General features: G+C 70.4%; 25 protein-coding genes. 19 read left to right on the top strand and 6 right to left on the bottom strand.

Features of this window, described 5'->3' with window-relative positions; all coding sequences use genetic code 11:
- Positions 1-204: 204 nt before the first annotated feature.
- Together ACFU97_RS03000 and ACFU97_RS02995 are read left to right on the top strand one after the other, a co-directional pair.
- Positions 205-1725 (top strand): RDD family protein, encoded by a 1521-nt coding sequence (locus tag ACFU97_RS03000; protein ID WP_384250036.1) that lies wholly within the window; start codon positions 205-207, stop codon positions 1723-1725.
- Between the two features lie 89 nt (positions 1726-1814).
- A complete protein-coding gene (locus ACFU97_RS02995) occupies positions 1815-2552 on the top strand; it encodes an RDD family protein (RefSeq protein ID WP_384250033.1) in 738 nt (245 codons plus the stop codon).
- 33 nt (positions 2553-2585) lie between these two features.
- On the opposite strand, the gene ACFU97_RS02990 is transcribed toward ACFU97_RS02995, so the two are convergent.
- Complete coding sequence (locus ACFU97_RS02990; RefSeq protein ID WP_384250031.1) at positions 2586-2861, bottom strand: hypothetical protein; 276 nt, start codon at positions 2859-2861, stop codon at positions 2586-2588.
- Between the two features lie 333 nt (positions 2862-3194).
- Here ACFU97_RS02990 and ACFU97_RS02985 point away from each other — a divergent pair, with 333 nt between their 5' ends.
- On the top strand, positions 3195-5549 hold the full coding sequence (locus ACFU97_RS02985; protein ID WP_384250028.1) for an immune inhibitor A domain-containing protein: 2355 nt from the start codon (positions 3195-3197) through the stop codon (positions 5547-5549).
- A 122-nt stretch (positions 5550-5671) separates the two neighbouring features.
- Positions 5672-6052 carry a hypothetical protein gene (locus tag ACFU97_RS02980; RefSeq protein ID WP_384250026.1) on the top strand — a complete coding sequence of 127 codons (381 nt, stop codon included), beginning with the start codon at positions 5672-5674 and terminating at the stop codon, positions 6050-6052.
- Here the strand turns inward: ACFU97_RS02980 and ACFU97_RS02975 are convergent.
- Together ACFU97_RS02975 and ACFU97_RS02970 are read right to left on the bottom strand one after the other, a co-directional pair.
- Positions 6049-6639: an isochorismatase family protein gene (locus ACFU97_RS02975; protein ID WP_384250024.1), complete on the bottom strand. Its 591-nt coding sequence runs from the start codon at positions 6637-6639 to the stop codon at positions 6049-6051. The genes ACFU97_RS02980 and ACFU97_RS02975 overlap by 4 nt on opposite strands.
- Positions 6640-6748: 109 nt before the next feature.
- Positions 6749-8095 carry a nicotinate phosphoribosyltransferase gene (locus tag ACFU97_RS02970; protein WP_384250021.1) on the bottom strand — a complete coding sequence of 449 codons (1347 nt, stop codon included), beginning with the start codon at positions 8093-8095 and terminating at the stop codon, positions 6749-6751.
- A 58-nt stretch (positions 8096-8153) separates the two neighbouring features.
- Here ACFU97_RS02970 and clpS point away from each other — a divergent pair, with 58 nt between their 5' ends.
- From clpS to ACFU97_RS02935, 7 genes are all read left to right on the top strand, one after another.
- Entirely contained in the window at positions 8154-8471 is a 318-nt protein-coding gene (gene clpS, locus ACFU97_RS02965; protein WP_384250019.1) for an ATP-dependent Clp protease adapter ClpS, read from the top strand.
- Between the two features lie 12 nt (positions 8472-8483).
- Positions 8484-9089, top strand: a complete 606-nt coding sequence (locus tag ACFU97_RS02960; RefSeq protein ID WP_384250017.1) for a DUF2017 domain-containing protein — start codon at positions 8484-8486, stop codon at positions 9087-9089.
- 341 nt (positions 9090-9430) lie between these two features.
- Positions 9431-10864, top strand: coding sequence for an amino acid permease (locus ACFU97_RS02955; RefSeq protein ID WP_384250014.1), 1434 nt, complete (start codon positions 9431-9433; stop codon positions 10862-10864).
- Positions 10865-11009: 145 nt separating this feature from the next.
- Entirely contained in the window at positions 11010-11432 is a 423-nt protein-coding gene (locus ACFU97_RS02950; protein WP_384250011.1) for a Mov34/MPN/PAD-1 family protein, read from the top strand.
- 79 nt (positions 11433-11511) lie between these two features.
- Positions 11512-11607, top strand: a complete 96-nt coding sequence (locus tag ACFU97_RS02945) for a putative leader peptide (protein ID WP_317633465.1) — start codon at positions 11512-11514, stop codon at positions 11605-11607.
- 112 nt (positions 11608-11719) lie between these two features.
- A complete protein-coding gene (locus tag ACFU97_RS02940) occupies positions 11720-11998 on the top strand; it encodes a MoaD/ThiS family protein (protein WP_384250009.1) in 279 nt (92 codons plus the stop codon).
- A gap of 5 nt (positions 11999-12003) precedes the next feature.
- Entirely contained in the window at positions 12004-12954 is a 951-nt protein-coding gene (locus ACFU97_RS02935) for a PLP-dependent cysteine synthase family protein (RefSeq protein ID WP_384250007.1), read from the top strand.
- A 16-nt stretch (positions 12955-12970) separates the two neighbouring features.
- Here the strand turns inward: ACFU97_RS02935 and ACFU97_RS02930 are convergent, their stop codons facing one another.
- Positions 12971-13423 (bottom strand): type II toxin-antitoxin system PemK/MazF family toxin, encoded by a 453-nt coding sequence (locus ACFU97_RS02930; protein ID WP_384250004.1) that lies wholly within the window; start codon positions 13421-13423, stop codon positions 12971-12973.
- Between the two features lie 233 nt (positions 13424-13656).
- Between ACFU97_RS02930 and ACFU97_RS02925 the strand changes: the two genes are divergently transcribed.
- The gene (locus ACFU97_RS02925) at positions 13657-14409 is read left to right on the top strand and encodes an MBL fold metallo-hydrolase (RefSeq protein WP_384250002.1); all 753 of its coding nucleotides are present in this window, start codon (positions 13657-13659) and stop codon (positions 14407-14409) included.
- A gap of 67 nt (positions 14410-14476) precedes the next feature.
- Here the strand turns inward: ACFU97_RS02925 and ACFU97_RS02920 are convergent, their stop codons facing one another.
- A complete protein-coding gene (locus ACFU97_RS02920) occupies positions 14477-15742 on the bottom strand; it encodes a PTS transporter subunit EIIC (protein WP_384250000.1) in 1266 nt (421 codons plus the stop codon).
- A 383-nt stretch (positions 15743-16125) separates the two neighbouring features.
- On the opposite strand from ACFU97_RS02920, the gene ACFU97_RS02915 reads away from it, so the two are divergent.
- The 3 genes from ACFU97_RS02915 (at position 16126) to ACFU97_RS02905 (ending at position 19687) form a co-directional block, all read left to right on the top strand.
- Entirely contained in the window at positions 16126-16314 is a 189-nt protein-coding gene (locus ACFU97_RS02915; protein ID WP_384249997.1) for a hypothetical protein, read from the top strand.
- 82 nt (positions 16315-16396) lie between these two features.
- On the top strand, positions 16397-18505 hold the full coding sequence (locus ACFU97_RS02910) for a peptidase domain-containing ABC transporter (RefSeq protein ID WP_384249995.1): 2109 nt from the start codon (positions 16397-16399) through the stop codon (positions 18503-18505).
- Positions 18506-18517: 12 nt separating this feature from the next.
- Positions 18518-19687: a glycosyltransferase gene (locus ACFU97_RS02905; protein WP_384249992.1), complete on the top strand. Its 1170-nt coding sequence runs from the start codon at positions 18518-18520 to the stop codon at positions 19685-19687.
- On the opposite strand, the gene ACFU97_RS02900 is transcribed toward ACFU97_RS02905, so the two are convergent.
- Positions 19680-20978: a PTS transporter subunit EIIC gene (locus ACFU97_RS02900; protein ID WP_384249990.1), complete on the bottom strand. Its 1299-nt coding sequence runs from the start codon at positions 20976-20978 to the stop codon at positions 19680-19682. The genes ACFU97_RS02905 and ACFU97_RS02900 overlap by 8 nt on opposite strands.
- Before the next feature lie 126 nt (positions 20979-21104).
- Here ACFU97_RS02900 and ACFU97_RS02895 point away from each other — a divergent pair, with 126 nt between their 5' ends.
- The 4 genes from ACFU97_RS02895 (at position 21105) to rdgB (ending at position 23399) form a co-directional block, all read left to right on the top strand.
- A complete protein-coding gene (locus ACFU97_RS02895) occupies positions 21105-21338 on the top strand; it encodes a glucose PTS transporter subunit EIIB (RefSeq protein WP_164433485.1) in 234 nt (77 codons plus the stop codon).
- 87 nt (positions 21339-21425) lie between these two features.
- Entirely contained in the window at positions 21426-22163 is a 738-nt protein-coding gene (gene rph, locus ACFU97_RS02890; protein ID WP_384249988.1) for a ribonuclease PH, read from the top strand.
- 145 nt (positions 22164-22308) lie between these two features.
- Positions 22309-22707: a hypothetical protein gene (locus ACFU97_RS02885; protein ID WP_384249985.1), complete on the top strand. Its 399-nt coding sequence runs from the start codon at positions 22309-22311 to the stop codon at positions 22705-22707.
- Between the two features lie 89 nt (positions 22708-22796).
- Entirely contained in the window at positions 22797-23399 is a 603-nt protein-coding gene (gene rdgB, locus ACFU97_RS02880) for an RdgB/HAM1 family non-canonical purine NTP pyrophosphatase (protein ID WP_384249984.1), read from the top strand.
- Positions 23400-23426: the final 27 nt, after the last annotated feature.

Below are 23426 nucleotides of genomic sequence, written 5' to 3'. Positions count from 1 at the left end.
CCCGCGGTGGGCCCGTACGAGGAGAGAGGGGGCGGCCGCCGGATCATTACGCGGGTTGCCGGAACTTTTTTCCGGGTCTGTGAAGGCCGTGCACGGGGTTGCCCGGAAAGGGGTGGGTCCGGCGGGACTGGCGGTGGGGGAGCAGCGGGTCTGATAGATGTGGACCCCCCATACACACCCCCGAGCAGATACGGGACGACGGACATGAGTGCCCCAACCCCGGCCCCCGGTGACAACAGGCCCCGCGAGGGGTATTACCCGGATCCGTCCATTCCTGGATATGTCCGGTACTGGAACGGCGCGGCCTGGGTTCCGGGCACCAGCCGTCCGGCGCCGGCGGACGGCGAGTCGCTCGCGCCGCCGCCCGGTGCGCACCCGGCTCCGGTGGAGGAGACGGGACCGCACTTCTTCGACGAGGACCCCGAGCCCGGCCCGTCCCCGGCCGAGGCCCAGCACGGCGCCCGTCCCGAACCGGCCTCCGCCTGGGGCGCCGACGCCGCCCGCCAGTCCGGCTTCGGCGGCGACCAGGACCGCCGGGTGTCGTGGGGCTCCCCGCCGGCCGCCGACCCGCGCGTGCCCGCCACTCCGCCGTCCCAGCAGTCCCCGCCGTCCCAGCCGGACGGCCACGCCGCCCGCACGGACGGCACGGCGACCATCCCGCCGGCCGACCAGGGCGGCGGCGACGTGGACTCCGGCGGCACGTTCGTCTTCCGCCGGCCGACCGGGCCGGCCGCGGGGACGGGCGCCGCGGGAGCCAAGGGCGCGGCCGCTCCCGGCATCCCCGGCCCCGGCGGCCCCGTGGGCGACGAGGGCACCATGACCTTCCGCGCGGTGGCCCCGCGCACGGGAGCGCAGGGCGGGGCGCAGGCCGCGGATGCGCAGAAGCCCGGTTTCGGCGCGGGCAAGGCGGCGGCCGAGCGGGCCGCCACGGCGCAGCCCTCCGCCGCACCGCCCGCGCAGCCCGGGTTCTCCGGCCCCCAGCAGGCCGCCCCGACGGTGCCGCCGCAGTCCGGCGGCGCCCGGCCCGCCGCGACCGGGCAGCCGGCGGTCTCCCAACCTCCCGCCGCGCAGGCGCCCTTGGGGCAGCCCGCGCCGGCTCCCATGACCAGCGGCCCCGGCGGCGGCCAGTCCTCCTGGGCGCAGCAGGTGCACCGGCTCGCCGGCGCCGAGGAGGAGCAGCCGGTCGCCCCGTGGAAGCCGCCGGTTGAGGACGTCTTCACGGCCGCCGCCCGCCGGCAGTCCGCGGCCCGCCCCGCCTCCCTCGGCAGGCGGCTGGCCGCCCGGCTGCTGGACACCGTCGTCCTCCTCGGCGTCACGGCCGTGGCCGCCGTACCGCTGGGCACCAAGGCGCTCGACCACGTCGACGAGAAGATCGACGCGGCCAAGCTCTCCGGCCAGGCCGTGACCGTATGGCTGCTGGACGGCACGACCTCGGTGTACCTGGGCGTCGTGCTCGCCGTACTGCTCCTGTTCGGTGTCCTCTACGAGGCGCTGCCGACCGCCAGATGGGGCCGCACCCTGGGCAAGAAGCTGCTCGGGGTCCAGGTGCGCGACATCGAGGGGCACGAGCCCCCGTCGTTCGGCGCGGCGCTGCGCCGCTGGCTGGTGTACAGCGTGCCGGGTCTGCTCGTGGTGGGTGTCGTGGGCGTGGCCTGGTGCCTGTTCGACCGCCCCTGGCGCCAGTGCTGGCACGACAAGGCGGCGGGTACGTTCGTCGCGGGATGACGGCATACGGCGTACGCGTCAGCTGATTCGGTACTCCGGACGGCCGTTCGCCGGATGCGGGGGGCGGACGTTCGCGGTCCACTCGGGCCATGAGCACCGAACCGCCCCCGGGCTCCGGACAGCCGCCGGACGACGATCCGTTCAGGAAGCAGCCCCCGCCCGGCCAGGGGTCGGGCTCACCGTACGACGCCCCGGGAGGCGGCGGACAGCCTCCCCCGGGCGGGCAGCCTCCCCCGGGCGGGCAGCCTCCCCCGGGCGGGCAGCCGCCGCCCTATCAGCAGCCGCCGCCGGGCCAGCAGCCTCCGCCCTACGGCGGCGGCCCGTACACCGCCGGTGACCCCCACGGCGGTGGCGCCTACCCCAACGACCCGCTCGCCGGCATGCCCCCGCTCGCCGAAAGCGGCAAGCGCACGCTGGCCCGGATCGTCGACATGATCCTGGTCGGCATCGTCGTGTGGCTGCTGACCTGGCCGATGGGCGTGCACGAGTACAGCGTGAACGGCAACAACATCGAGTACGGCAAGTCCTTCGCGCAGTCCGTCGTCGCGGCCGTCCTCTACATCGCCTACGACACGTATCTGATCAGCAAGTCGGGACAGACGCTCGGCAAGAAGTGGCTGAACATGCGGGTCGCCAACCTCAACGACGGCTCCACGCCGTCCGTGCAGACCTCGCTGGCCCGCGCGGCCGTGCTGTGGCTCCCGTTCGCCTTCTGCTGCGCCTGCATCTGGACCGCGATCTGCGGCGGCTGGAGCTTCTTCGACCGGCCCTACAAGATGGGCCTGCACGACAAGGCCGCCAAGACGGTGGTGGTCAGCGTCCGTTGACGCGGGCGCGCGGCGGCTCCGGCCGGGGCGGCGTCAGGAGGCGGCGCGTTCGTGGACCTGCCGGGACGCCGCCGTGCCGACCGCGGCCGGTACGGGCGTCTCCTGCTCGGCCGGCCGCTCCACCGCGACCACCCTGGACCTGGGCAGTGGCACCGTCATGGCGACCAGCAGGCCGAGGGCGAGTGCGGCGACGGCGATGACGGCGATCCCCACGCCCGAACTCGTCTGCGACAGCAGCAGCATGGCGAGCGTCGAGAAGATCACGGTGCACGAACCGTAGACGAGCTGGGCGGGCGTCGGACGAGGCATGGCAATCGTGTCCTCGGAAGTGGGGGTCCACGGGGGTGTCGGCCTGGCTTTCCGCCGTTTTCAAGGCTGTCCGCCAACCGACTCTAATCGCGTGTGTGCCCGAGTGGAACGAACAGTAAGCGTGACCTAACCAACAGTGCCGGTGCACAGGGGGCGCACGGAGTCATGGCGTCCACCACATGGACGGGCGAACGCGCCGGTCGGGGCGTTCGCAAAGCGGACGCCCCTTCCGCATAGTGCACTTGTCCTGTTCAAGTCAAGGTCTGTCTTTTCTTACCGACCTCTAGTCAAATTGCGTCACTTGACTGGCCACCTTGACCAAGAGGAACTCAAGTGACCCATAGACCTTGGACGTTCAGAGCGACCGCAATAGGGGTAGCGCTCGCGGCGGCCACCGCCACCTTCTCGACGTTCGCCATGGCGCAGGCGGCCGAACCGGCCAAGTCCGCCACCGTCGACCGCCACGACCCGGCCGCGGTCGCCGCCCTGCAGGAGCACAACCTCGACGGTCCGCTCTCCAAGACCCAGGAGGCCCAGCGCCAGGAGGCGCTGAGCGAGGTCATATCCGGCCGGACCCAGGTCAAGGACCGCCACGGTTCGCAGGTCGTCCAGCTCAAGAGCCGCAAGGGCGACAGCAAGTACGTCGAGCTGGGCCGGGAGAAGACCGACAAGATCTTCACCATCCTGGCGGAGTTCGGCGACAAGACGGACCCGAAGTACGGCGGCACCGCCGGCCCCCTGCACAACCAGATAGCCGCGCCCGACCGCGCCAAGGACAACTCCACGGCCTGGCAGGCGGACTACAACCAGAAGCACTTCCAGGACCTCTACTTCGGCACCGGCAACAAGACCGAGTCGCTGAAGAAGTACTACGAGAAGCAGTCCTCCGGCCGCTACTCGGTCAACGGCGAGGTCAGCGACTGGGTCAAGGTCCCCTACAACGAGGCCCGTTACGGCAACAACGCCTGCGGCTCCACCACCTGCTCCACCGCCTGGAACCTGGTGCGCGACGGCCTGGACGCCTGGGTCGCCGACCAGAAGGCGGCCGGCAAGTCGGACGCCGCCATCAAGGCGGACCTCGCCCAGTACGACCAGTGGGACCGCTACGACTACGACGGCGACGGCAACTTCAACGAGCCCGACGGCTACATCGACCACTTCCAGATCGTGCACGCCGGCGAGGACGAGTCCGCGGGCGGCGGCGCGCAGGGCACCGACGCGATCTGGGCGCACCGCTGGTACGCCTTCGGCACCGACGCCGGCGCCACCGGTCCCGACAGCAACAAGCTCGGCGGCACCCAGGTCGGTAACACCGGCATCTGGGTCGGCGACTACACGATGCAGCCGGAGAACGGCGGACTGGGCGTCTACGCCCACGAGTACGGCCACGACCTCGGCCTGCCGGACGAGTACGACACCAACGGCGGGGACAACTCCACCGGTTTCTGGACCCTGATGTCCTCCGGCTCCTGGCTCGGCACCGGCAAGCAGGCCATCGGCGACCTGCCGGGCGACATGAACGCCTGGGACAAGCTCCAGCTCGGCTGGCTCAACTACGGCACGGCGAAGGCCGGCAAGAAGGCCAAGCAGACGCTGGGCGTCGCCGAGTACAACACCAAGAACAAGCAGGCCCTGGTGGTCTCGCTGCCCGACAAGGCGGTCACCACCGAGGTCGTCGCGCCGGCGCAGGGCTCGACCCAGTGGTGGAGCGGCAGCGGCAACGACCTGAAGAACACGCTGACCCGTGAGGTCGACCTGACCGGCAAGAAGTCGGCCACCCTCTCGCTCGACGGCTGGTACGACATCGAGGCGGGCTACGACTACCTCTACGCCGAGGTGTCGACGGACGGCGGCGCCAACTGGACCGCCCTGGACGGCACGGTGGACGGCCAGGCCATCCCGCGCGACGGCAGCGACAAGCCCGCGCTCACCGGCACGACCGACGCGTACAAGAAGCTCTCGTACCCGCTCGACGCCTACGCGGGCCAGAAGGTCCAGCTGCGTTTCCGCTACCAGACCGACGGCGGTGTGGCGCAGAAGGGCTTCGCGGCCGACGAGATCACGGTGACCGCGGACGGCGCGGCGGTCTTCTCCGACAACGCCGAGGCGGCGGACGCGGGTTGGACCGCGAACGGCTTCTCGCGCATCGGCGCGTCCTTCACCAAGGACTACAAGCAGTACTACATCGCCGAGAACCGCCAGTACGTGTCGTACGACAAGACGCTGAAGACCGGCCCGTACAACTTCGGCTTCTCGACGACCCGTCCGGACTGGGTGGAGCACTACCCGTACCAGAACGGCCTGTTGATCTGGAAGTGGGACACCTCCCAGCAGGACAACAACACCACCCAGCACCCGGGCACCGGCCTGATCCTTCCGGTCGACTCGCACGCGAAGCCGCTGAAGTGGTCCAACGGCACGGTGATGCGCAACCGCATCCAGGCCTACGACTCGCCGTTCAGCCGGTACCCGACCGACGGCATCACGCTGCACAGCGCGGATGTGGCGACCAAGATCAAGGGCTCGGCCGGCGTGCCGGTCTTCGACGACCACGCCAGCACCTACTACGACGCGTCGAACCCGACGGGTGGCGTCAAGATCACTGACACCAACACCAAGATCAAGATCGTCCGCGAGGCCAAGGACGGCTCGACGATCAAGGTCGAGGTCGGCCCCGCGGCGAAGTAGTCGGTATTACCGCAGGTCAGAAGCGTATCGGCGGCAACCCCCTGGCGGGTTGCCGCCGATCGTGTTTAGGTGCGTCCTGTGCTTCGCTTATTGACACCGACTCGCACGGGGGTGTGACCTGCATGGCCGCAGGAGGTTTCTGCAAGCTGCCGACCGGCAGCGTGGTGGTGGCTCTGAACCTGCCCAGACCCGCCACCGACGGCACGGACTGCGTCCGTGTCCTCGTCCACGCCCGCAACCGGGCGCGCGCCCTGACCAGGCTGCGCAACCTCGGCATGCGGGCGGTCTATCTGCGCGGCAACGCCGCCCCGCCCACCCCGGACGAGATCACCGCGGTCCTGCACCATCCCGACGGCCTGATATGGCGAACCGCCCCTGACAACGGTGTCGTGCCCGGACCCGAGCTGCCCCAGGAGCTGTGGCACCCCATCAGGGCCCTCCTGCGGCGCCCCACGGCCCCCGCCCCGTCGGCCGGCCCCTACGGGGCCCCGGCCCGGCCCTAGGCGACGACGGGCTTCCCGGAGAGCTCCACGCCCGCCTCGCGCATCTCCTCGAGCGCCCGCTCGGTGGTCTCCGCGGCCACCCCGGCGGTCAGCTCGAGCAGGACCTGCGTACGGAAGCCCTCCCGCACCCCGTCCAGCGCGGTGGCGCGCACGCAGTGGTCGGTGGCGATCCCGACGACGTCCACCTCGGTGACGTCGCGGGCGCGCAGCCAGTCGGCGAGCTTGACGCCGTTCTCGTCGGCCCCCTCGAAGCCGCTGTAGGCCGCCGCGTACGCCCCCTTGTCGAAGACGGCGTCGATGGCGCCGGAGACGACGGCGGGCGCGAAGTTCGGGTGGAAGCCGACCCCCTCGGTGCCCGCGACGCAGTGCGCGGGCCAGGAGTGGACGAAGTCGGGGTTGTCGGCGAAATGGCCGCCGGGGGCGATGTGGTGGTCGCGGGTGGCCACCACGTGCTGGTAGCCGGAGCCGGCCGCCTGCCCGATCAGCTCGGTCACGGCGGCGGCCACGTCGGCACCCCCGGCCACGGCGAGGCTGCCCCCCTCGCAGAAGTCGTTCTGTACGTCGACGACGATCAAGGCGCGGCGCATGCGGGTGTCCTTCGACTGTGTGTGAGGTTCGAGCCTAGAGACTTCACGGGCGGTGCGGGAGAGGGCGCGGGGGGTGCACGCCCGGCCACCCCCCTTCGGTCACTGGCTGTCAGCTACCCGAGCCGCGGGTCACGTACTCCGTCGGAATCACCGCGTCCCCGCGCGAGAGCTGGGTGGCGGAGAGCGGCAGACCGGCCAGCGCGGTCACGTGCCGGTCGCGTACGACGTCCAGCGGCTCGCGGAAGACCACGTCACCGCCCTTGATCAGCTCGACCAGCAGCTGCCGGTCGGCGAGCTCGGCCGGCACGCTCCCCGTGCCCACGACCTCGGCCTCCGCGACCCCGTCCGCGTCCAGCCGCCGCGCCGCCCACTTGCGGCCGCCGACGGAGGTCTTGCCGCCGCTGGACTTCTTGGCCACCGGCACCAGCGGCGCCTTCGGGTCGTCGGACTCGGCGCGGGCGACCAGCTTGTAGACCATCGAGGCCGTCGGGTGCCCGGACCCGGTCACCAGCTGGGTGCCGACGCCGTACGCGTCCACCGGCGCCGCCGCCAGCGAGGCGATGGCGTACTCGTCCAGGTCCGAGGTCACGATGATCTTCGTGTCGCGGGCGCCCAGCTCGTCCAGCTGCTGGCGCACCCGGTGCGCGACCAGCAGCAGGTCGCCGGAGTCGATGCGTACGGCGCCCAGCTCGGGCCCGGCGATCTCGACGGCCAGGCGGACGGCCTCGGCGACGTCGTAGGTGTCCACGAGCAGGGTGGTGCCCCGCCCGAGCGAGTCGACCTGGGCCCGGAAGGCGTCCCGCTCGTGGTCGTGGAGCAGGGTGAAGGCGTGCGCGGAGGTGCCCACGGTCGGGATGTTGTAGCGGAAGCCGGCCGCCAGGTCGGAGGTGGAGGCGAACCCGCCGACGTACGCGGCGCGCGAGGCGGCCACGGCGGCCAGCTCGTGGGTGCGGCGGGCGCCCATCTCGATCAGCGGGCGGGTGCCCGCGGCCGAGGACATCCGGGAGGCGGCCGCGGCGATCGCGGAGTCGTGGTTGAGGATCGACAGGATCACGGTCTCCAGCAGCACGCACTCGGCGAACGAGCCCTCGACGCGCATGATCGGCGACCCCGGGAAGTAGACCTCGCCCTCGGGATAGCCCCACACGTCGCCGCCGAACCGGTAGCCGGCCAGCCACTCGAGCGTCGCCTCGTCGACGATGTTCCGCTCCTCGAGGAAGCCGAGGACGCCCGCGTCGAAGCGGAAGTTCTCGACGGCGTCCAGGACGCGTCCGGTGCCCGCGACGACGCCGTAGCGCCGTCCGTCGGGCAGCCGCCGGGTGAAGACCTCGAAGACGCTGCGCCGCTCGGCGGTGCCGGCCTTGAGGGCGGCCTGCAGCATCGTGAGCTCGTACTGGTCCGTGAAGAGCGCCGTCGAGGGAACGTCCACCGGCAGCCCAAGGTCCGCTGTGTTCATGGCAACAGATGCTACCCCACTTCGCGTCAGTGTGACGATTTGTGGGGGCCATGGCAGCATGGGCACTGTGACGTCACCCGCTCCCCTTGAGATCGAACGGACCGAATCGGCGGAGGAGGTCTCCGCCGTACCCGAGCCGGACGTCCCCTGGGTCACGATCGTCCACAACGACCCGGTCAACCTCATGAGCTACGTGACGTACGTCTTCCAGACGTACTTCGGCTACTCGAAGGACAAGGCCACCAAGCTCATGCTCGACGTCCACCACAAGGGCCGGGCGGTCGTCTCCAGCGGCTCTCGCGAGGAGATGGAACGCGACGTGCAGGCCATGCACGGCTACGGTCTGTGGGCCACCCTCCAGCAGGACCGGAAGTAGCGAACCGACTTCATGCCAGGACACTTCGAACCGCTCCCCGGCGGCGGCGCGGCCGTCGCCCTCGACGACGTCGAGATCTCCATCATCCGGTCGCTGGCCGTGCAGCTCCTGGAGCTGGTCGGACCCGGCCCCGGTGAGGACGCGCCCGACGACCCGCTGGCCGAGCTCTTCGCCGAGGGCCCCAGCGAGCCCCCCGCGGACCCGGTGCTGCGGCGCCTCTTCCCGGACGCCTACACCGATCCGGACGGCCCGCCCGCCCGGCCGCAGGACGCGGAGGAGCAGCGGGCGTACTCCGCCGAGTTCCGCCGCTACACCGAGAACGACCTGCGTGCCGGCAAGCGCGAGAACGCGCTCGCGGTCGTCCGCTCCCTGGACGCGCTGACACCGGCGGCCGACGGCGGGGCGGTCCTCACGCTGTCGGGCGAGGAGTCCCGGCAGTGGCTGAGCTCCCTCAACGACCTGCGCCTGGCGATCGGCTCCCGGCTGGAGATCACCGACGAGGACGACACCGACCTCCTCTACCGGCTCCCCGACGAGGACCCGCGCAAGCCGATGGTGATGGCGTACCTGTGGCTCGGCGGCCTCCAGGAGACGCTCGTCTCGACGCTGATGTCCTGATTCGCGGCGATCCGGCGTTCGCTCAGAGGACGCTCAAATCCGGATAACGATCACGTCACCGCGGCGGCCTCCTATGCTCCGCCAGGCGACCTTTGTCCGCTTCTTCCTGTGTGCTGCGCCACATGTCACAGCGATGATCACTGTTGCGGCCGTGATAAATCTTCACGACCGCCCGGCGAACACCACCCATGTTCAGCCGGGTGCGCCACCGAGCCGGCGGATCGCCGGCCAGGCACGGACGGGTCCGCGAAACCCGCCCAGCTCCATCAATCCGGGGGGATCGAGACCCGATCCGAGGCCGACGAGAGGCCCGGGTCGGCATGGAGAAAGGCGCACCACACATGACCTCCGCTCAGGTCGAGCACGAGGAGGCCCCGCAGCGGGCCGAAGAGGGGTACGAGCGTGGACTCGGCAGCCGCCAGGTCCAGATGATCGCCATCGGCGGCGCCGTCGGCGTCGGCCTCTTCCTGGGAGCCGGGGCGAACATCGCCAAGGCCGGTCCCAGCCTCATCTTCATGTACGCCCTCGCGGGCGTGATCATCTTCTTCATCATGCGGGCACTCGGCGAGCTGCTCCTGTACCGCCCGGTCTCGGGCTCCTTCGCGGAGTACTCCCGCGAGTTCCTCGGCCCGTTCTTCGGCTACTTCACCGCCTGGACGTACTGGCTGATGTGGGTGGTGACCGGCATGGCCGAGCTGACGGCCGCCGCGATCTACGTCAACTACTGGTTCCCGTCCGTCCCCCAGTGGACCACCGCCCTGGTCTTCCTGGTGGTGCTGTTCGGGGTCAACCTGATCTCCGTGAAGCTCTTCGGCGAGCTGGAGTTCTGGTTCTCGATGGTCAAGGTCACCGCGCTGATCGGCATGATCGTCATCGGTCTCGGCGTGCTCACCTTCGGCTTCAGCGCCGCCGGCGACACCGCCTCCGTGGCCAACCTCTGGCAGTTCGACGGCTTCTTCCCCAAGGGCATCGGCTCGTCCCTGATGACGCTCCAGGGCGTCATGTTCGCCTACCTCGCCGTCGAGCTGGTCGGCGTCACGGCCGGCGAGTCCGAGAACCCGGAGAAGACCCTCCCCAAGGCGATCAACACCCTGCCCTGGCGCATCGCGCTGTTCTACGTGGGCGCCCTCACCGTCATCCTGTGCGTCGTGAAGTGGACCGAGTTCGCGGAGGGCGTCAGCCCCTTCGTGAAGGCGTTCGCGGTGATCGGCATCCCGGCCGGCGCGGGCATCGTCAACTTCGTCGTGCTGACCGCGGCCCTGTCCTCCTGCAACTCCGGCATGTACTCCACGGGCCGCATGCTGCGGAACCTGGCCGACAACGGCGAGGCTCCGAAGGTCTTCAGCAGGCTGTCCGCCTCCAAGACCCCGGCGCTCGGCATCACCGTCTCGGTGCTCTTCATGGGCATCGGCGTGGTCCTGAACTACGTGGTCCCGGAGAAGGCCTTCGGCTACGTCACCTCGGTGGCCACCGCGGCCGGCATCTGGACCTGGCTGATGATCCTGGTCAGCCATGTCCTCTACCGCCGCGCGGTCGACGCGGGCCGGCTGCCCGCCTCGTCCTTCCCGGCCCCGGGCGGCGCGGTGTGCTCGTACATCGCCATCGCGTTCCTGCTCTTCGTCACCGGCCTGATCGCCTACGACGCCGACTCCCGGATCTGCCTCTACGTGATGGCAGGCTGGGCGGTCGCCCTCGGCATCGGCTGGGCGGTCCTCAAGGCCCGCAGCCCCGAAGTGACGGAACGGCGCGAGCCGACGCTGGAGAAGGTGGGCTGACGCCCGCCCCGCGTCCTCACCGCGGGACGCCGGCCGCGGCGGACACTCGTGGCCTCCGCCGCGGCACCGCTCACGGCGTCCGGCATTCGGGCCGTCCCGTACCACGCCTCGGTACGGGACGGCCCTTCTGCATATCCTGGCGAACATGCTGACCATCACCCAGGCCCTCGTGGACCAGATCGTCGCGCACGCGCGCAAGGACCACCCCGACGAGGCGTGCGGCGTCGTCGCGGGCCCGGCGGGCTCCGACCGCCCCGAGCGCTTCATCCCGATGCTGAACGCGGCCATGTCGCCCACGTTCTACGAGTTCGACTCCGGCGACCTGCTCAAGCTCTACCGCGAGATGGACGACCGCGACGAGGAGCCGGTGATCGTCTACCACTCGCACACCGCGACCGAGGCCTACCCCTCCCGCACGGACATCTCCTACGCCAACGAGCCGGGCGCCCACTACGTGCTGGTCTCCACCGCCGACACCGACGGCCTCGGCGACTTCCAGTTCCGCTCGTTCCGGATCGTGGAGGGCGAGGTCACGGAGGAGGAGGTCACGGTGGTCGAGGCGTACTGATCTCGAACACTGGATGAAAACCGTCCGCCATGTGAGATCACACTCCGGGCGGCCGACCGGGAATCGATACGATGACCCCATGGTTCTGAACGACGTGAGCGAGAAGACGCCGGGCATGCTGCTCGTGGCGCGGCTGCACGTCGACCTGTGCAGGCTCGCCAGCGCCATCTGTTGACGCTGCCCCTGCCGCCGTACGGCCGTGAGCCGCGGCACCGACGTACCACCCCGAACGCCGCGCCGCCGCGCGCCCACAGACCCGACGTAATCATCGACAGGAGCCCTCAGCCATGGCCATCGAGGTCCGCATCCCGACCATCCTCCGCACGTACACCGACGGGCAGAAGGCCGTGGAGGGCAACGGGGACACCCTCGCCGCGCTCTTCACCGACCTCGAGTCCCGGCACGCGGGCATCCAGGCCCGCATCGTGGACAACGGCGAGCTGCGCCGCTTCGTCAACGTCTACCTGAACGACGAGGACGTCCGCTTCCTCGACGGCATCAACACCAAGGTCGCCGACGGCGACAACGTCACGATCCTGCCGGCCGTGGCCGGCGGCATGGCCTGATCCGGATGCGTTACGACTCCCCGCTGGCCGCGGTGGGCAACACCCCTCTGGTGCGCCTGCCGCGGCTGTCGCCGTCCGCCGACGTGCGGATCTGGGCCAAGCTCGAGGACCGCAACCCCACCGGCTCGGTCAAGGACCGCCCCGCGCTGCACATGATCGAGCAGGCGGAGAAGGACGGCCGGCTCACCCCCGGCTGCACGATCCTGGAGCCGACCTCCGGCAACACCGGCATCTCGCTCGCCATGGCCGCGAAGCTCAAGGGCTACCGCATGGTGTGCGTGATGCCCGAGAACACCTCGCAGGAGCGCCGCGACCTGCTCGCCATGTGGGGCGCGGAGATCATCTCCAGCCCGGCCGCGGGCGGCTCCAACACCGCCGTACGGGTCGCCAAGGAGCTCTCCGCCGAGCACCCGGACTGGGTGATGCTCTACCAGTACGGCAACCTCGACAACGCCGGCGCGCACTACGCGAGCACCGGCCCGGAGATCCTTTCCGACCTCCCCTCCGTCACCCACTTCGTCGCGGGCCTCGGCACCACCGGCACTCTCATGGGCGTCGGCCGCTACCTGCGCGAGCACAAGCCGGACGTCAGGATCGTCGCCGCCGAACCGCGCTACGACGACCTGGTCTACGGCCTGCGCAACCTCGACGAGGGCTTCGTCCCCGAGCTCTACGACGCCTCCGTCCTCACCACTCGCTTCTCGGTCGGCTCCGCGGACGCGGTCACCCGCACCCGTGAACTGCTCCAGCAGGAGGGCATCTTCGCGGGCGTCTCCACCGGCGCGGCCCTGCACGCGGCGATCGGCGTCGGCAACAAGGCGCTGAAGGCGGGCGAGAGCGCGGACATCGTGTTCGTCGTGGCCGACGGCGGCTGGAAGTACCTGTCGACCGGCGTCTACACGGCGGCGACCACGGAGGAAGCGATCGAGACGCTGCACGGCCAGCTCTGGGCGTAAGGCTTCGCCGGGCTTCCTAGGTAGCCAGGTGACGGACCTGGTCCCACAGGACCGGGTCCACCACACCCACCCGCCGGCGGAACTCCCACACCGCCACCTCGCGGAGCTCGTCGGTCTCCAGGAAGCTGGCGCGCCCCTGCGCGTCGCCCACCGCACCCGGGGGCAGCGGGATCACCCCGGCCCGTTCGTCGTGGTATCTGCTGGTGATCTTCGCGACGGTCGCCCGCTCCCCGTGCACCACCAGCACCAGACAGGGCCGGTCCTTGGCGCCCGGCCCGTCCTCGTAGGGCACGTTCGCCCACCAGATCTCCGCGGGCCGCGGCCGTGACCGCGGCCGGCCGCCCGGCCGGCCCGGCGGCCGCGTCCGGCGTCCCGCGGGCCGCCGCCCCCGCCCCCAGCCGTCGACGAGCGTGGCGACCAGCGCGAGCAGCACCACGGCCGCGAGCGCGAGCCACCATGACGTGTCCATACGGACGACGGTACCGGCGCGCGATGGGCGACGCGCGCCCTCTGTCGAACCCGTGCTCGCTCCCCGGCGTCCCACCGGCCCCTGTTCCAGCCGAACCGGTGACACCACAGGTGAGTTCGCCCACAACAGCCCTTGCCGGAGGAGCGACCGGGCGTTTTGCGCCTTACGCTCGACGAACCGCACGACCCCCGTCTCCCGCCAGAAAAGTTCCCGCCCGCGGAGGTTTCTGCTCCATGAAGCTCACCGTCGTCGGTTGCTCGGGGTCGTTCCCGTCCGCGGAATCGGCCTGCTCGAGCTACCTCGTAGAGGCCGACGGCTTCCGGCTGCTCCTCGACATGGGCAACGGTGCCCTTGGCGAGCTGCAGCGCCACTGCGGTCTTTACGACCTCGACGCGATCTTCCTCAGCCATCTGCACGCCGACCACTGCATCGACATGTGCGCCTACTTCGTGGCGCGCTACTACCGCCACGACGGCGGCCGCTGCGACCCGATCCCCGTCTACGGCCCCGAAGGCACCGAGCACCGCCTGACCACGGCGTACGCCGACACCCCCACCGCCTCCTCCATGAGCGAGGTCTTCGACTTCCACACGGTCAAGCCGTCCACCTTCGAGATCGGCCCGTTCACGGTGCACACGGAGCGCGTGGCCCATCCGGTGGAGGCGTACGGCATCCGGGTCGAACACGGCGGGTCGGTGCTGACGTACTCCGGCGACACGGGGATCAGCCCCGCGCTGGACGAACTCGCCCGCGACAGCGACCTGTTCCTGTGCGAGGCGGCCTTCACGCACGGCAAGGAGAACATCCCGGACCTGCACCTCAACGGCCGCGAGGCGGGTGAGACGGCGGCCCGCGCCGGCGCGCGCCGTCTGGTCCTCACCCACATCCCGCCGTGGACGGACCCCCAGGCCAACCTCCGCGACGCCCGCGAGGTCTTCACCGGGCCGGTGGAGCTGGCGGCACCGAGGCGCACGTACGAGATCTGACACCGGGCATGACGAAGGCCCCGGCACCTTTCGGGTGCCGGGGCCTTCGCACGGGTGCAGGTCGGGGCTACTTGGCCTCCGCCTTCTGCAGTTCGGCGAGTTCCTCGTCGGACTCACGGCCCGGAGTGGGCAGGTTGAACTTGATGATGGCGAAGCGGAAGACCACGTAGTAGACGGCCGCGAAGCACAGGCCGACCAGGACCAGGCCCCACGGGTTGCTGGCGATGCCGAGGTTCAGCCCGAAGTCGACGGCACCCGCGGAGAAGCCGAAGCCGTCCCGCATGCCCAGCGACCAGGTCAGCGCCATCGAGACTCCGGTGAGGACCGCGTGGATCGCGTAGAGGACCGGCGCGATGAACATGAAGGTGAACTCGATGGGCTCGGTGACGCCGGTGACGAAGGACGTCAGGGCCAGCGAGAACATCATGCCGCCGATCACCTTGCGGCGCTCCGGGCGGGCGCAGTGGGTGATGGCCAGGCACGCGGCCGGCAGGGCGAACATCATGATCGGGAAGAACCCGGTCATGAACTGACCCGCGTGCGGGTCGCCGGCCAGGAAGCGCGCGATGTCGCCGCTCTTGCCGTGGTAGTCGCCCGCCTGGAACCACGGGAAGGAGTTGAGCAGGTGGTGCATGCCGATCGGGATCAGCGCACGGTTGGCGACACCGAAGATGCCCGCGCCGACGGCGCCCGATCCGACCAGCCACTCACCGAAGTTGTGCAGACCCGTGCCGAGGACCGGCCAGATGTAGCCGAAGACGATGCCGAGCACGAGACCCGCGAACGCCGACAGGATCGGGACGAGACGGCGGCCGCCGAAGAAACCCGCCCAGTCGGGCAGTTTGGTGCGGTAGAAGCGCTGGTACAGCAGGGCCACGACTATGCCCATCACCACACCGCCGAGGACCTTGGCGTCCACGGGTGCGTTCACCATGACGACCTTGCCGTCGACGGCGGTCGCCACCTTGGGCAGGTTCTTGTCCGTGAACGTGGCGAGGACGTTCTTGAAGACCAGATAGCCGACGACCGCCGCGAGGGCCGTGGAGCCGTCCGACTTCTTCGCGAAGCCGATCGCGATACCCACGGCGAACAGCAGCGCCATGTTGTCGAGGATCGCGTTGCCACCGGCCGCCATGAAGGACGCGATCTTCGTCAGGAACGTCGGGAAGGAGGGACGGCCCAGCATGTCGGTGTTGCCGAGGCGCACCAGGAGAGCCGCGGCGGGCAGCACGGCCACCGGCAGCATCAGACTGCGGCCGATGCGCTGCAACACAGCCATCGCACCGGCGCCCTTCTTCTTCTCGGCCGCAGGTGCGGCGCTCGCCGTGGTCACAACTTCCTCCAGGGGGCATGCAAGGCGCCGCCCAGGGATCCATGGGAAGGGGGACGGCAGCGTCTCTGGTCTACACCACTCAGTGGTGTAGACCTGTTGTAGCACGATGAAGGCGGTGTAAGGAACCTCCGAATCCGCAACCGCGGCGCTACGCCTCGTGCTCGTCCGGAGGAGGAAAGTGCGCGCGTCCACGCGGACGGGTTCGGTGTCTCTCGGGTTCCAGATCATTGTGCGAAAGCAATGTGATCTTATCCTCCGGTCCGTCCCGCGGTCGCACCTTGAAAGCGATCATGCCCGATGGTTGTCTAGACCTGTCGCCGGGTGGAACGGCGTCAACCGACCAGAACGGGAGCTGAGTTATGAGTCTCGCGAACCTTAGCGAAATGGGCGTTTCCCTCCTGGAGGACGAGGAGGCGGCGCAGGTCGTCGGCGGCGCGATGTCGAAGACCCAGTGCAAGGTGCTCTACAACGAGATCACCGCGGGTGCGTTCGACATGTACGGCAGTGCGGACACCTCGCAGTACATCGCCCTCTACCGCAGCATGTGCAAGGGCAAAGGTCCCAAGCTCTGATCACTGACGGACCGGTCACCGGGCCCCGTTCCCCAGGAGCGGGGCCCGGCCCGTGCGGGCCTCGGGGGAGGGAACCCAAGCCATGAAGTGGCAGCGCCACCATGTGCACCAGGAGGGGGAGACGGACTGCGGCCCGGCGAGTGTCCGCATCCTCCTCAAGCGACACGGAGTACTGGTCGACACCGCCGTGCTGCGCGAGTCGGTCGGGCTCGGCGAGGACGGCGCCTCACTGCTGCGGCTGAGGGACGTCCTCGCCGGGTACGGCGTCGAATCCCTGCTGGTGAGTGCCGACCCGGAGGAACTGGGCGCCGTGCTCGGCGCCGCCGGACCGTCTGTCGCCGTCCTGGACGAGGAAGGGCTGACCCACTTCGTCGTCGTCCATGAGATACGCGCCGACGGCACCCTGGTCATCAGTGACCCCGCCCGCTACCGGCCCGAAGTCCGCTCCATGGAGGACTTCCTGGCTTCCTTCGGCGGACAGCTGCTGGTGACGGAGGTTCCGACGGGCCGCGGCATCGGGCTGCGGCCGCTGCTCGGAGACCTGCGCTCCCGGAGCGTGGTGTGGCGTCTCGCGGTGGAACACCGCCGGCGGCTGCTGGCCACAGGCCTGCTGACGGCCGCGACCGCGGCACTCCTCGTCGCCGCCTCGACCTTCTTCCTCCAGCTGGCGGTCGACACCTACCTGCCCCGCTCGGACGTCCACGGCCTCACCCTGGCCGCCCTCGGTGCCGTCCTGGTCGTCGTGTGCGGTGCCCTCCTGCAGTACGTACGGGGCCGCGTCGTCGTCACCCTCGGGCGACGGCTGCAGCGCCGGCTGACCCGTGCGTACACGCGTAAGCTCATGCGCCTGCCGCTGTCCTTCTACGCCACCCGGCGCACCGGAGACCTGGTCAGCCGGTTCGGGGACGTCCAGGCGATCCAGGCTCTGCTCGCCACGCTGACGGTCGGAGCGGCCATCGACCTGAGCACGGTGCTGCTCTCCGGCGTCTACCTCGGCTGGGTGGCGCCCGCGCTCTTCCTGGCGCTGCTGCTGTCGGCCGCCATCGACGCGTCCATCTCGTATGCGGTGTATCCCGCGGTGCGCGAGCAGGCCGAGGAGGCGCTGCAGCGCGACTCCTCCCTCAGGGCCGAGGCGTACAACCTGCTGCGCGGCCATCTCGACCTCGCCGCGCACGGCCGGCGGGCGTACGCAGTCGAACGGCTGGACCGGGCCGTGGAACGACTGGTCGACGCCGAGACCAGGCTGGGCCGGCTCGACAACATCAGCGGTGCCGCCAAGGCCGCGAACCAGGGCGCTTTCGTCATCGTCGCCGCCTGGCTCGGCACGCTCCAGGTGAACGCCGGGTCCCTGGCCTTGGGGCAGCTCATGGCCTTCCTCACGCTCTCCGGCTACTTCCTCACCTCCGCCGAGAACCTCGCCGTGCTCCAGGTCAGGGTCCAGCGCGCCGCCGCCGCGCTCGGCCGCTACCGCGACGTCATGTCGCAGCGCGAGGATCCACGGGCCGACGCGGCAAACAGAAGTGAGGTCGCCGGCGGCCCCGAATCAGGCCTCGCCAGCGGTGCGTTGCGCGTCTTCTCGCTCGGCTTCCGGCACCCCGGCGCCTCGCACCACGTCTTCCAGAACCTCACCTTCACCCTGCCGGAACGGGGCCGCGCCCTGGTGCGTGGAGCCAACGGAGCCGGCAAGAGCACGCTGCTGAAGGTGCTGGCGGGCCTGTACCCCGAACACGAGGGCAGTGTCGCCGTCGGCGAACGCGAGATCCGGGAGATGGCGGAGGCCGAGCGCGCGCGGCACGTCGTGTACGTGCCCGAGGAGCCCCTCCTCGTGGCCGCCAGCGTCCGCGAGAATCTCACGCTCGGTGTGCCGCGCGCCCAGGCCGACATCGACCACGCCTGCCGGATCGCGTGCTTCGACGAGGTCGTGAACGGCCTCTCCCGCGGTTACGACACCTACCTCAAGGAGGACGGCGGACGGCTCTCGCGGGGCCAGGTGCAGCGGCTCGCGGTGGCCCGGGCCGTACTGCTCGCCCCCGCCGTCCTGCTCTTCGACGAGACCTTCAGCGGAATCGACGAGGACACCTTCCGCCGCGTCTGGAAGAACCTGCGCGAGACGCCCGGCGCGAAGGTGCTCGTCTCCCACCGCGAGGTACCGGAGGCCGACTTCGACACCACCCTCACCATCGGGTCCTGAGACAGGAGAACCATGCCCACCGCCGACCACCCGGTCATCACCGCGGTCGTCCTCACCTGGAACGAGGCGGAGAACATCGCCGCCGCCGTCACGTCCCTGGCCGGTGCCGTGGACCGGATCCTGCTGATCGACGCCTGCTCCACCGACGCCACCGTGCACGTGGCCGCCGCGGCCGCCGAATCCGTCGCCCTGCCCCTGCGGACCGTACGCAGGCCGTGGACCGACGACTTCTCGGCCCAGCGCAATCAGGCCTTCTCGGAGGTGACGGACGGCTGGCTGCTCTTCGTCGACGCCGACGAACGCCTCCGCGAGGGTCATGCCGCGCTGCTCCGCCAGGCGGTGCGCGGAGCGCATGACGACCCGGCCCACCGTGACAAGGTGCTGTCGCCCCGCGTCGTCGACGTGGCGGGCGGCGGTGTCTACGACCGCACCAGAAGAGTGCTGCGCGCCGACACCCGTCTCCGCTTCCGCGGCCGGATCCACGAGCAGCCCTTCCACCCCGACGGCAGCGCCCCCACGGCGACGGAACTGGACGTGGAGCTGATCCACCACGGCTACCTGCCCGATGTCATCGCCGCCCGGTCCAAGCGCACCAGGGACGGAGCGCTCATCGCCCGCTGCCGCCGCGAAGAACCGGCCAACCCGGTCTGGGCCTTCTACGCCGGCCGCGAGATCCTCGCCGGACAGGTCACCGACCCCGAGGCGATCGCCCGGGCCTACGAAGACCTCCGCGAGGCGCTGGACCGGTACACCGAAGCCTCGCTGACGGACTACGAGCGTCAGCGCGAGGACGAGGCCTACGCGCTGCTCGCCGAACTTGCCCTGCGCAGCGGCGCGCGCTCACGGATCGACGCATGCCTGGCACTGCTCCGCCGGTCGGGCCGGACCGGCGAGGCCGCCTACTACGGAGCGCTCGTCGACAGCGGCGTGCTGCTGGCCCGGCTGTCCGCACTGATCGACGGACTGGACCAGGCGGCGGAGGCGGCGGGGCCGGTACGTACACGCCTTGCGGGCCGTCACGCCGAGCTGCGCGCCTTGATCGCGCTCGCCTGCGGACGTTACGACGAGGTGCCCGAGGCCTACCGCCACGCCGTGCGCTGCGGTGCGGGCGGCGAGGTGCGTCAGGCCCTCGCCGACCTGCGCGGCGTCCTGGCGGACGTGTCCGGCGCCGGACTCACTTGACGTTGTCGCGCTCCATCTCCTCCGCCAGCTCGTCCGGCTCCCGCCCCGGCGTCTTCAGGTCGAACCTCGTGATCGCGAAGCGGAAGATCACGTAGTAGACGGCCGCGAAACACAATCCGATCGGAATGATCGCCCACGGTTTCGTCGCCAGGTTCCAGTTGATGATGTAGTCGATCAGGCCCGCCGAGAAGCTGAAGCCGTCGTGGACGCCGAGGCCCCAGGTCACCGCCATCGACACGCCCGTGAGCACCGCGTGGATCGCGTACAGCAGCGGGGCGATGAACAGGAACGAGTACTCGATCGGTTCCGTGATGCCGGTGACGAAGGAGGTCAGGGCCACCGACAGCATCAGGCCGCCGATCTCCTTGCGGCGGTGCGGCTTGGCGCAGTGCGTCATGGCGAGCGCCGCCGCCGGCAGCGCGAACATCATGATCGGGAAGAAGCCCGAGGTGAACAGGCCGGCGTTCGGATCGCCGGCCAGGAACATGTTGATGTCGCCGTGCACCACCGTGCCGTCCGGCTTGGTGTAGCTGCCGAACTGGAACCAGATGGGCACGTTCAGGAACTGGTGCAGCCCCACGACCAGCAGCGCCCGGTTGGCGACCCCGAACACGCCCGCGCCCCACGCGCCCAGGTCGTGCATCCAGTCGCTGAAGCTCTCCAGCGCGTCACCGATCGGCGGCCAGACCCACAGGCTCAGCGCCGCGACGCCGATCGCCACGAACGACATGATGATCGGCACCAGCCGCCGCCCGTTGAAGAAGCCGAGCCAGTCCACCAGCTTCGTACGGTGATAACGGGCCCAGAAGTACGCGGACAGCAGGCCGATGACGATGCCGCCGAAGACGCCCGGGTTCTGGTACGTGAAGGTGCTGAACGTCCCGTCGGGGCCCTGGCAGCCCACCCCGGCCAGCGTCTTGCCCCCGCCCGGGCAGTCCTTCGGGAACTGGCGCAGCACGTTGTAGTAGACGAGGAAGCCCGCGACCGCCGCCAGCGCGGTCGAGCCGTCCGCCTTCTTCGCCATGCCGATGGCCACGCCCACGCAGAACAGCAGCGGCAGCCCGAGCTGGCCGTCGAGCAGCGCGCCGCCCGCCCCCGCCATCACCTTGGAGACATTGGTCCAGCCCAGGCCCTCGTCGCCGAACACGTCGGGCTGGCCGAGCCGGTTGAGGATGCCCGCCGCCGGCAGCACCGCGATCGGGAGCTGGAGGCTGCGGCCCATCTTCTGCAGGCCCTGGAACGCCGACTGCCACCGGCGACGGGCGGGGGAGATCTCGGTCTCGGCACTCATGAGTTGGCGACCGCCTGCGAGGTGGTGTAGACCAGTTACGGACGATGGGGATGCTGTGACGCCATCTTTGGGTACGCACGGCGCCGTCGCTCGTGAAGTTGGGCCAACTGTGCGTGAGGAGACGTCATGGCCAGCAAGGCTGAGAAGATCGTTGCCGGACTCGGCGGCATCGAGAACATCGAAGAGGTGGAGGGCTGCATCACGCGGCTGCGGACCGAGGTCCTGGACGCCTCCAAGGTGGACGAGGCCGCTCTGAAGGCCGCGGGCGCGCACGGTGTCGTCAAGATGGGCACCGCGATCCAGGTCGTCATCGGCACCGACGCCGACCCCATCGCCGCGGAGATCGAAGACATGATGTGAGCCTCCGGTCCGCCCGGACCGGCGCACGGACGAGGGCCCCTCCCGGCGGGAGGGGCCCTCGTCCGTTCTGCGACTAGGCTCGTCGCCATGTCTCGAATCGACGGTCGCACCCCCGAACAACTCCGCCCGGTCAGCATCGAGCGCGGCTGGAGCAAGCACGCCGAGGGCTCGGTCCTCGTCTCCTTCGGCGACACCAAGGTCCTGTGCACGGCCTCCGTCACGGAGGGCGTCCCCCGCTGGCGTAAGGGCAGCGGCGAAGGCTGGGTCACCGCCGAGTACGCCATGCTGCCCCGCGCCACCAACACCCGCGGCGACCGCGAGTCCGTCAAGGGCAGGATCGGCGGCCGCACCCACGAGATCAGCCGCCTCATCGGCCGCTCCCTGCGCGCCGTCGTCGACTACAAGGCGCTCGGCGAGAACACGATCGTCCTCGACTGCGACGTGCTCCAGGCGGACGGCGGCACCCGCACGGCCGCGATCACCGGCGCCTACGTGGCCCTCGCCGACGCCGTCGCCTGGGCCCAGGGCAAGAAGCTGATCAAGGCCGGCCGCCAGCCGCTCACCGGCACCGTCTCGGCGGTCTCCGTCGGCATCGTCGGCAAGGTGCCGCTGCTCGACCTCTGCTACGAGGAGGACGTCCGCGCCGAGACCGACATGAACGTCGTCTGCACCGGCGACGGCCGCTTCGTCGAGGTGCAGGGCACCGCGGAGGCCGAGCCGTTCGCCCGCGACGAGCTCAACTCCCTGCTGGACCTTGCCGTTTCCGGCTGCACGGAACTCGCTGTCCTTCAGCAGAAGGCACTTGGTACCGTCCTCGAAAGGTAAAGGGCGCACCAAGCAGAGCGGCGGCCCGGGGCAACCCCGCCGCCCGCCCTCGCGTCCCTACGAGTGCGGGCGCACGGCACACCACCGTGCGCCCGACCAGTACGGGGGGCCTCACCGGGGCCTGGAGACAGGAGGGACCGCAGTCATGGCCGTGAGCCGAGGCCGCCGTATCACCATCGCCGTCGCAGCACTGGCCGCCGTCGGGCTGACCGCCGGACTCACCACCGGGTGCGACGCCGTGGACAAGGCGCTGGACTGCGTCCAGACCGCCGACACCATCGCCGACAGCGTCACCGACCTCCAGCAGGCCGTGGAGAACGCCTCCAACGACCCGAGCCGACTCGACGAGTCCCTCGCCTCCATCGACAAGAACCTCGGCAAGATCGGCGACAAGACCGACAACGCCGACGTCAACAAGGCCGTCGACGACCTGGACCGGGCCGTCGCCAACGTCCGCAAGGCGGTCAGGAACGGCGACAACACACCGGACATCAGCCCGGTCACGGACGCGGCCGGCGAGCTGACGAAGGTGTGCACCTCGTAGGAGACCGGCACGGGGAGGCGAGCGCGGGGAGACGGGCGGGGGAGAGGGGCCGGGGGAGCCGGACCGGGCGAGGCGGAATACTGGCCCCCATGACGCGCTTGATCCTCGCCACCCGCAACGCCGGAAAAATCACCGAACTCAGGGCGATCCTCGCCGACGCAGGCCTGAACCACGAGCTGGTGGGGGCGGACGCCTACCCCGACATCCCCGACGTCAAGGAAACCGGCGTCACCTTCGCGGAGAACGCGCTGCTGAAGGCGCACGCCCTGGCCCAGGCGACCGGCCTGCCCGCCGTCTCCGACGACTCCGGCCTGTGCGTCGACGTCCTGAACGGCGCGCCCGGCATCTTCTCCGCCCGCTGGGCCGGCCGGCACGGCGACGACAAGGCCAACCTCGACCTGCTGCTGGCCCAGCTGTCGGACATCGCCGAGGAGCACCGCGCTGCGCACTTCGCGTGCGCGGCCGCACTCGCCCTCCCGGACGGCACGGAGCGGGTGGTCGAGGGCCAACTGCGCGGCGTGCTGCGCCACACCCCCGAGGGCACCGGCGGCTTCGGCTACGACCCGATCCTCCAGCCGGACGGCGACACCCGCACCTGCGCCCAGCTGACCCCCCAGGAGAAGAACGCGATCAGCCACCGCGGCAAGGCGTTCCGCGCTCTGGTACCGGTGGTGCGGGAGCTGCTGGGCTGAGGCACACCAAGGGGCGCGGCGCCCGAC

It is taken from the genome of Streptomyces sp. NPDC057616, assembly GCF_042800575.1.
Taxonomy (GTDB): domain Bacteria; phylum Actinomycetota; class Actinomycetes; order Streptomycetales; family Streptomycetaceae; genus Streptomyces.
Note: the sequence above shows the minus strand (reverse complement) of the source record. Positions and strands in the feature narration are given on the sequence as shown.

Excerpts from the sequence above, each read along its gene's own strand:
- ACFU97_RS03000 (WP_384250036.1), top strand. The coding sequence starts at position 205 with ATGAGTGCCCCAACCCCGGCCCCCGGTGACAACAGGCCCCGCGAGGGG.
- ACFU97_RS02995 (WP_384250033.1), top strand. The coding sequence starts at position 1,815 with ATGAGCACCGAACCGCCCCCGGGCTCCGGACAGCCGCCGGACGACGAT.
- ACFU97_RS02990 (WP_384250031.1), bottom strand. The coding sequence starts at position 2,861 with ATGCCTCGTCCGACGCCCGCCCAGCTCGTCTACGGTTCGTGCACCGTG.
- ACFU97_RS02980 (WP_384250026.1), top strand. The coding sequence starts at position 5,672 with ATGGCCGCAGGAGGTTTCTGCAAGCTGCCGACCGGCAGCGTGGTGGTG.
- ACFU97_RS02975 (WP_384250024.1), bottom strand. The coding sequence starts at position 6,639 with ATGCGCCGCGCCTTGATCGTCGTCGACGTACAGAACGACTTCTGCGAG.
- ACFU97_RS02970 (WP_384250021.1), bottom strand. The coding sequence starts at position 8,095 with ATGAACACAGCGGACCTTGGGCTGCCGGTGGACGTTCCCTCGACGGCG.
- clpS (WP_384250019.1), top strand. The coding sequence starts at position 8,154 with ATGGGCACTGTGACGTCACCCGCTCCCCTTGAGATCGAACGGACCGAA.
- ACFU97_RS02960 (WP_384250017.1), top strand. The coding sequence starts at position 8,484 with ATGCCAGGACACTTCGAACCGCTCCCCGGCGGCGGCGCGGCCGTCGCC.
- ACFU97_RS02955 (WP_384250014.1), top strand. The coding sequence starts at position 9,431 with ATGACCTCCGCTCAGGTCGAGCACGAGGAGGCCCCGCAGCGGGCCGAA.
- ACFU97_RS02950 (WP_384250011.1), top strand. The coding sequence starts at position 11,010 with ATGCTGACCATCACCCAGGCCCTCGTGGACCAGATCGTCGCGCACGCG.
- ACFU97_RS02945 (WP_317633465.1), top strand. The coding sequence starts at position 11,512 with ATGGTTCTGAACGACGTGAGCGAGAAGACGCCGGGCATGCTGCTCGTG.
- ACFU97_RS02940 (WP_384250009.1), top strand. The coding sequence starts at position 11,720 with ATGGCCATCGAGGTCCGCATCCCGACCATCCTCCGCACGTACACCGAC.
- ACFU97_RS02935 (WP_384250007.1), top strand. The coding sequence starts at position 12,004 with ATGCGTTACGACTCCCCGCTGGCCGCGGTGGGCAACACCCCTCTGGTG.
- ACFU97_RS02930 (WP_384250004.1), bottom strand. The coding sequence starts at position 13,423 with ATGGACACGTCATGGTGGCTCGCGCTCGCGGCCGTGGTGCTGCTCGCG.
- ACFU97_RS02925 (WP_384250002.1), top strand. The coding sequence starts at position 13,657 with ATGAAGCTCACCGTCGTCGGTTGCTCGGGGTCGTTCCCGTCCGCGGAA.
- ACFU97_RS02915 (WP_384249997.1), top strand. The coding sequence starts at position 16,126 with ATGGGCGTTTCCCTCCTGGAGGACGAGGAGGCGGCGCAGGTCGTCGGC.
- ACFU97_RS02910 (WP_384249995.1), top strand. The coding sequence starts at position 16,397 with ATGAAGTGGCAGCGCCACCATGTGCACCAGGAGGGGGAGACGGACTGC.
- ACFU97_RS02905 (WP_384249992.1), top strand. The coding sequence starts at position 18,518 with ATGCCCACCGCCGACCACCCGGTCATCACCGCGGTCGTCCTCACCTGG.
- ACFU97_RS02900 (WP_384249990.1), bottom strand. The coding sequence starts at position 20,978 with ATGAGTGCCGAGACCGAGATCTCCCCCGCCCGTCGCCGGTGGCAGTCG.
- ACFU97_RS02895 (WP_164433485.1), top strand. The coding sequence starts at position 21,105 with ATGGCCAGCAAGGCTGAGAAGATCGTTGCCGGACTCGGCGGCATCGAG.
- rph (WP_384249988.1), top strand. The coding sequence starts at position 21,426 with ATGTCTCGAATCGACGGTCGCACCCCCGAACAACTCCGCCCGGTCAGC.
- ACFU97_RS02885 (WP_384249985.1), top strand. The coding sequence starts at position 22,309 with ATGGCCGTGAGCCGAGGCCGCCGTATCACCATCGCCGTCGCAGCACTG.
- rdgB (WP_384249984.1), top strand. The coding sequence starts at position 22,797 with ATGACGCGCTTGATCCTCGCCACCCGCAACGCCGGAAAAATCACCGAA.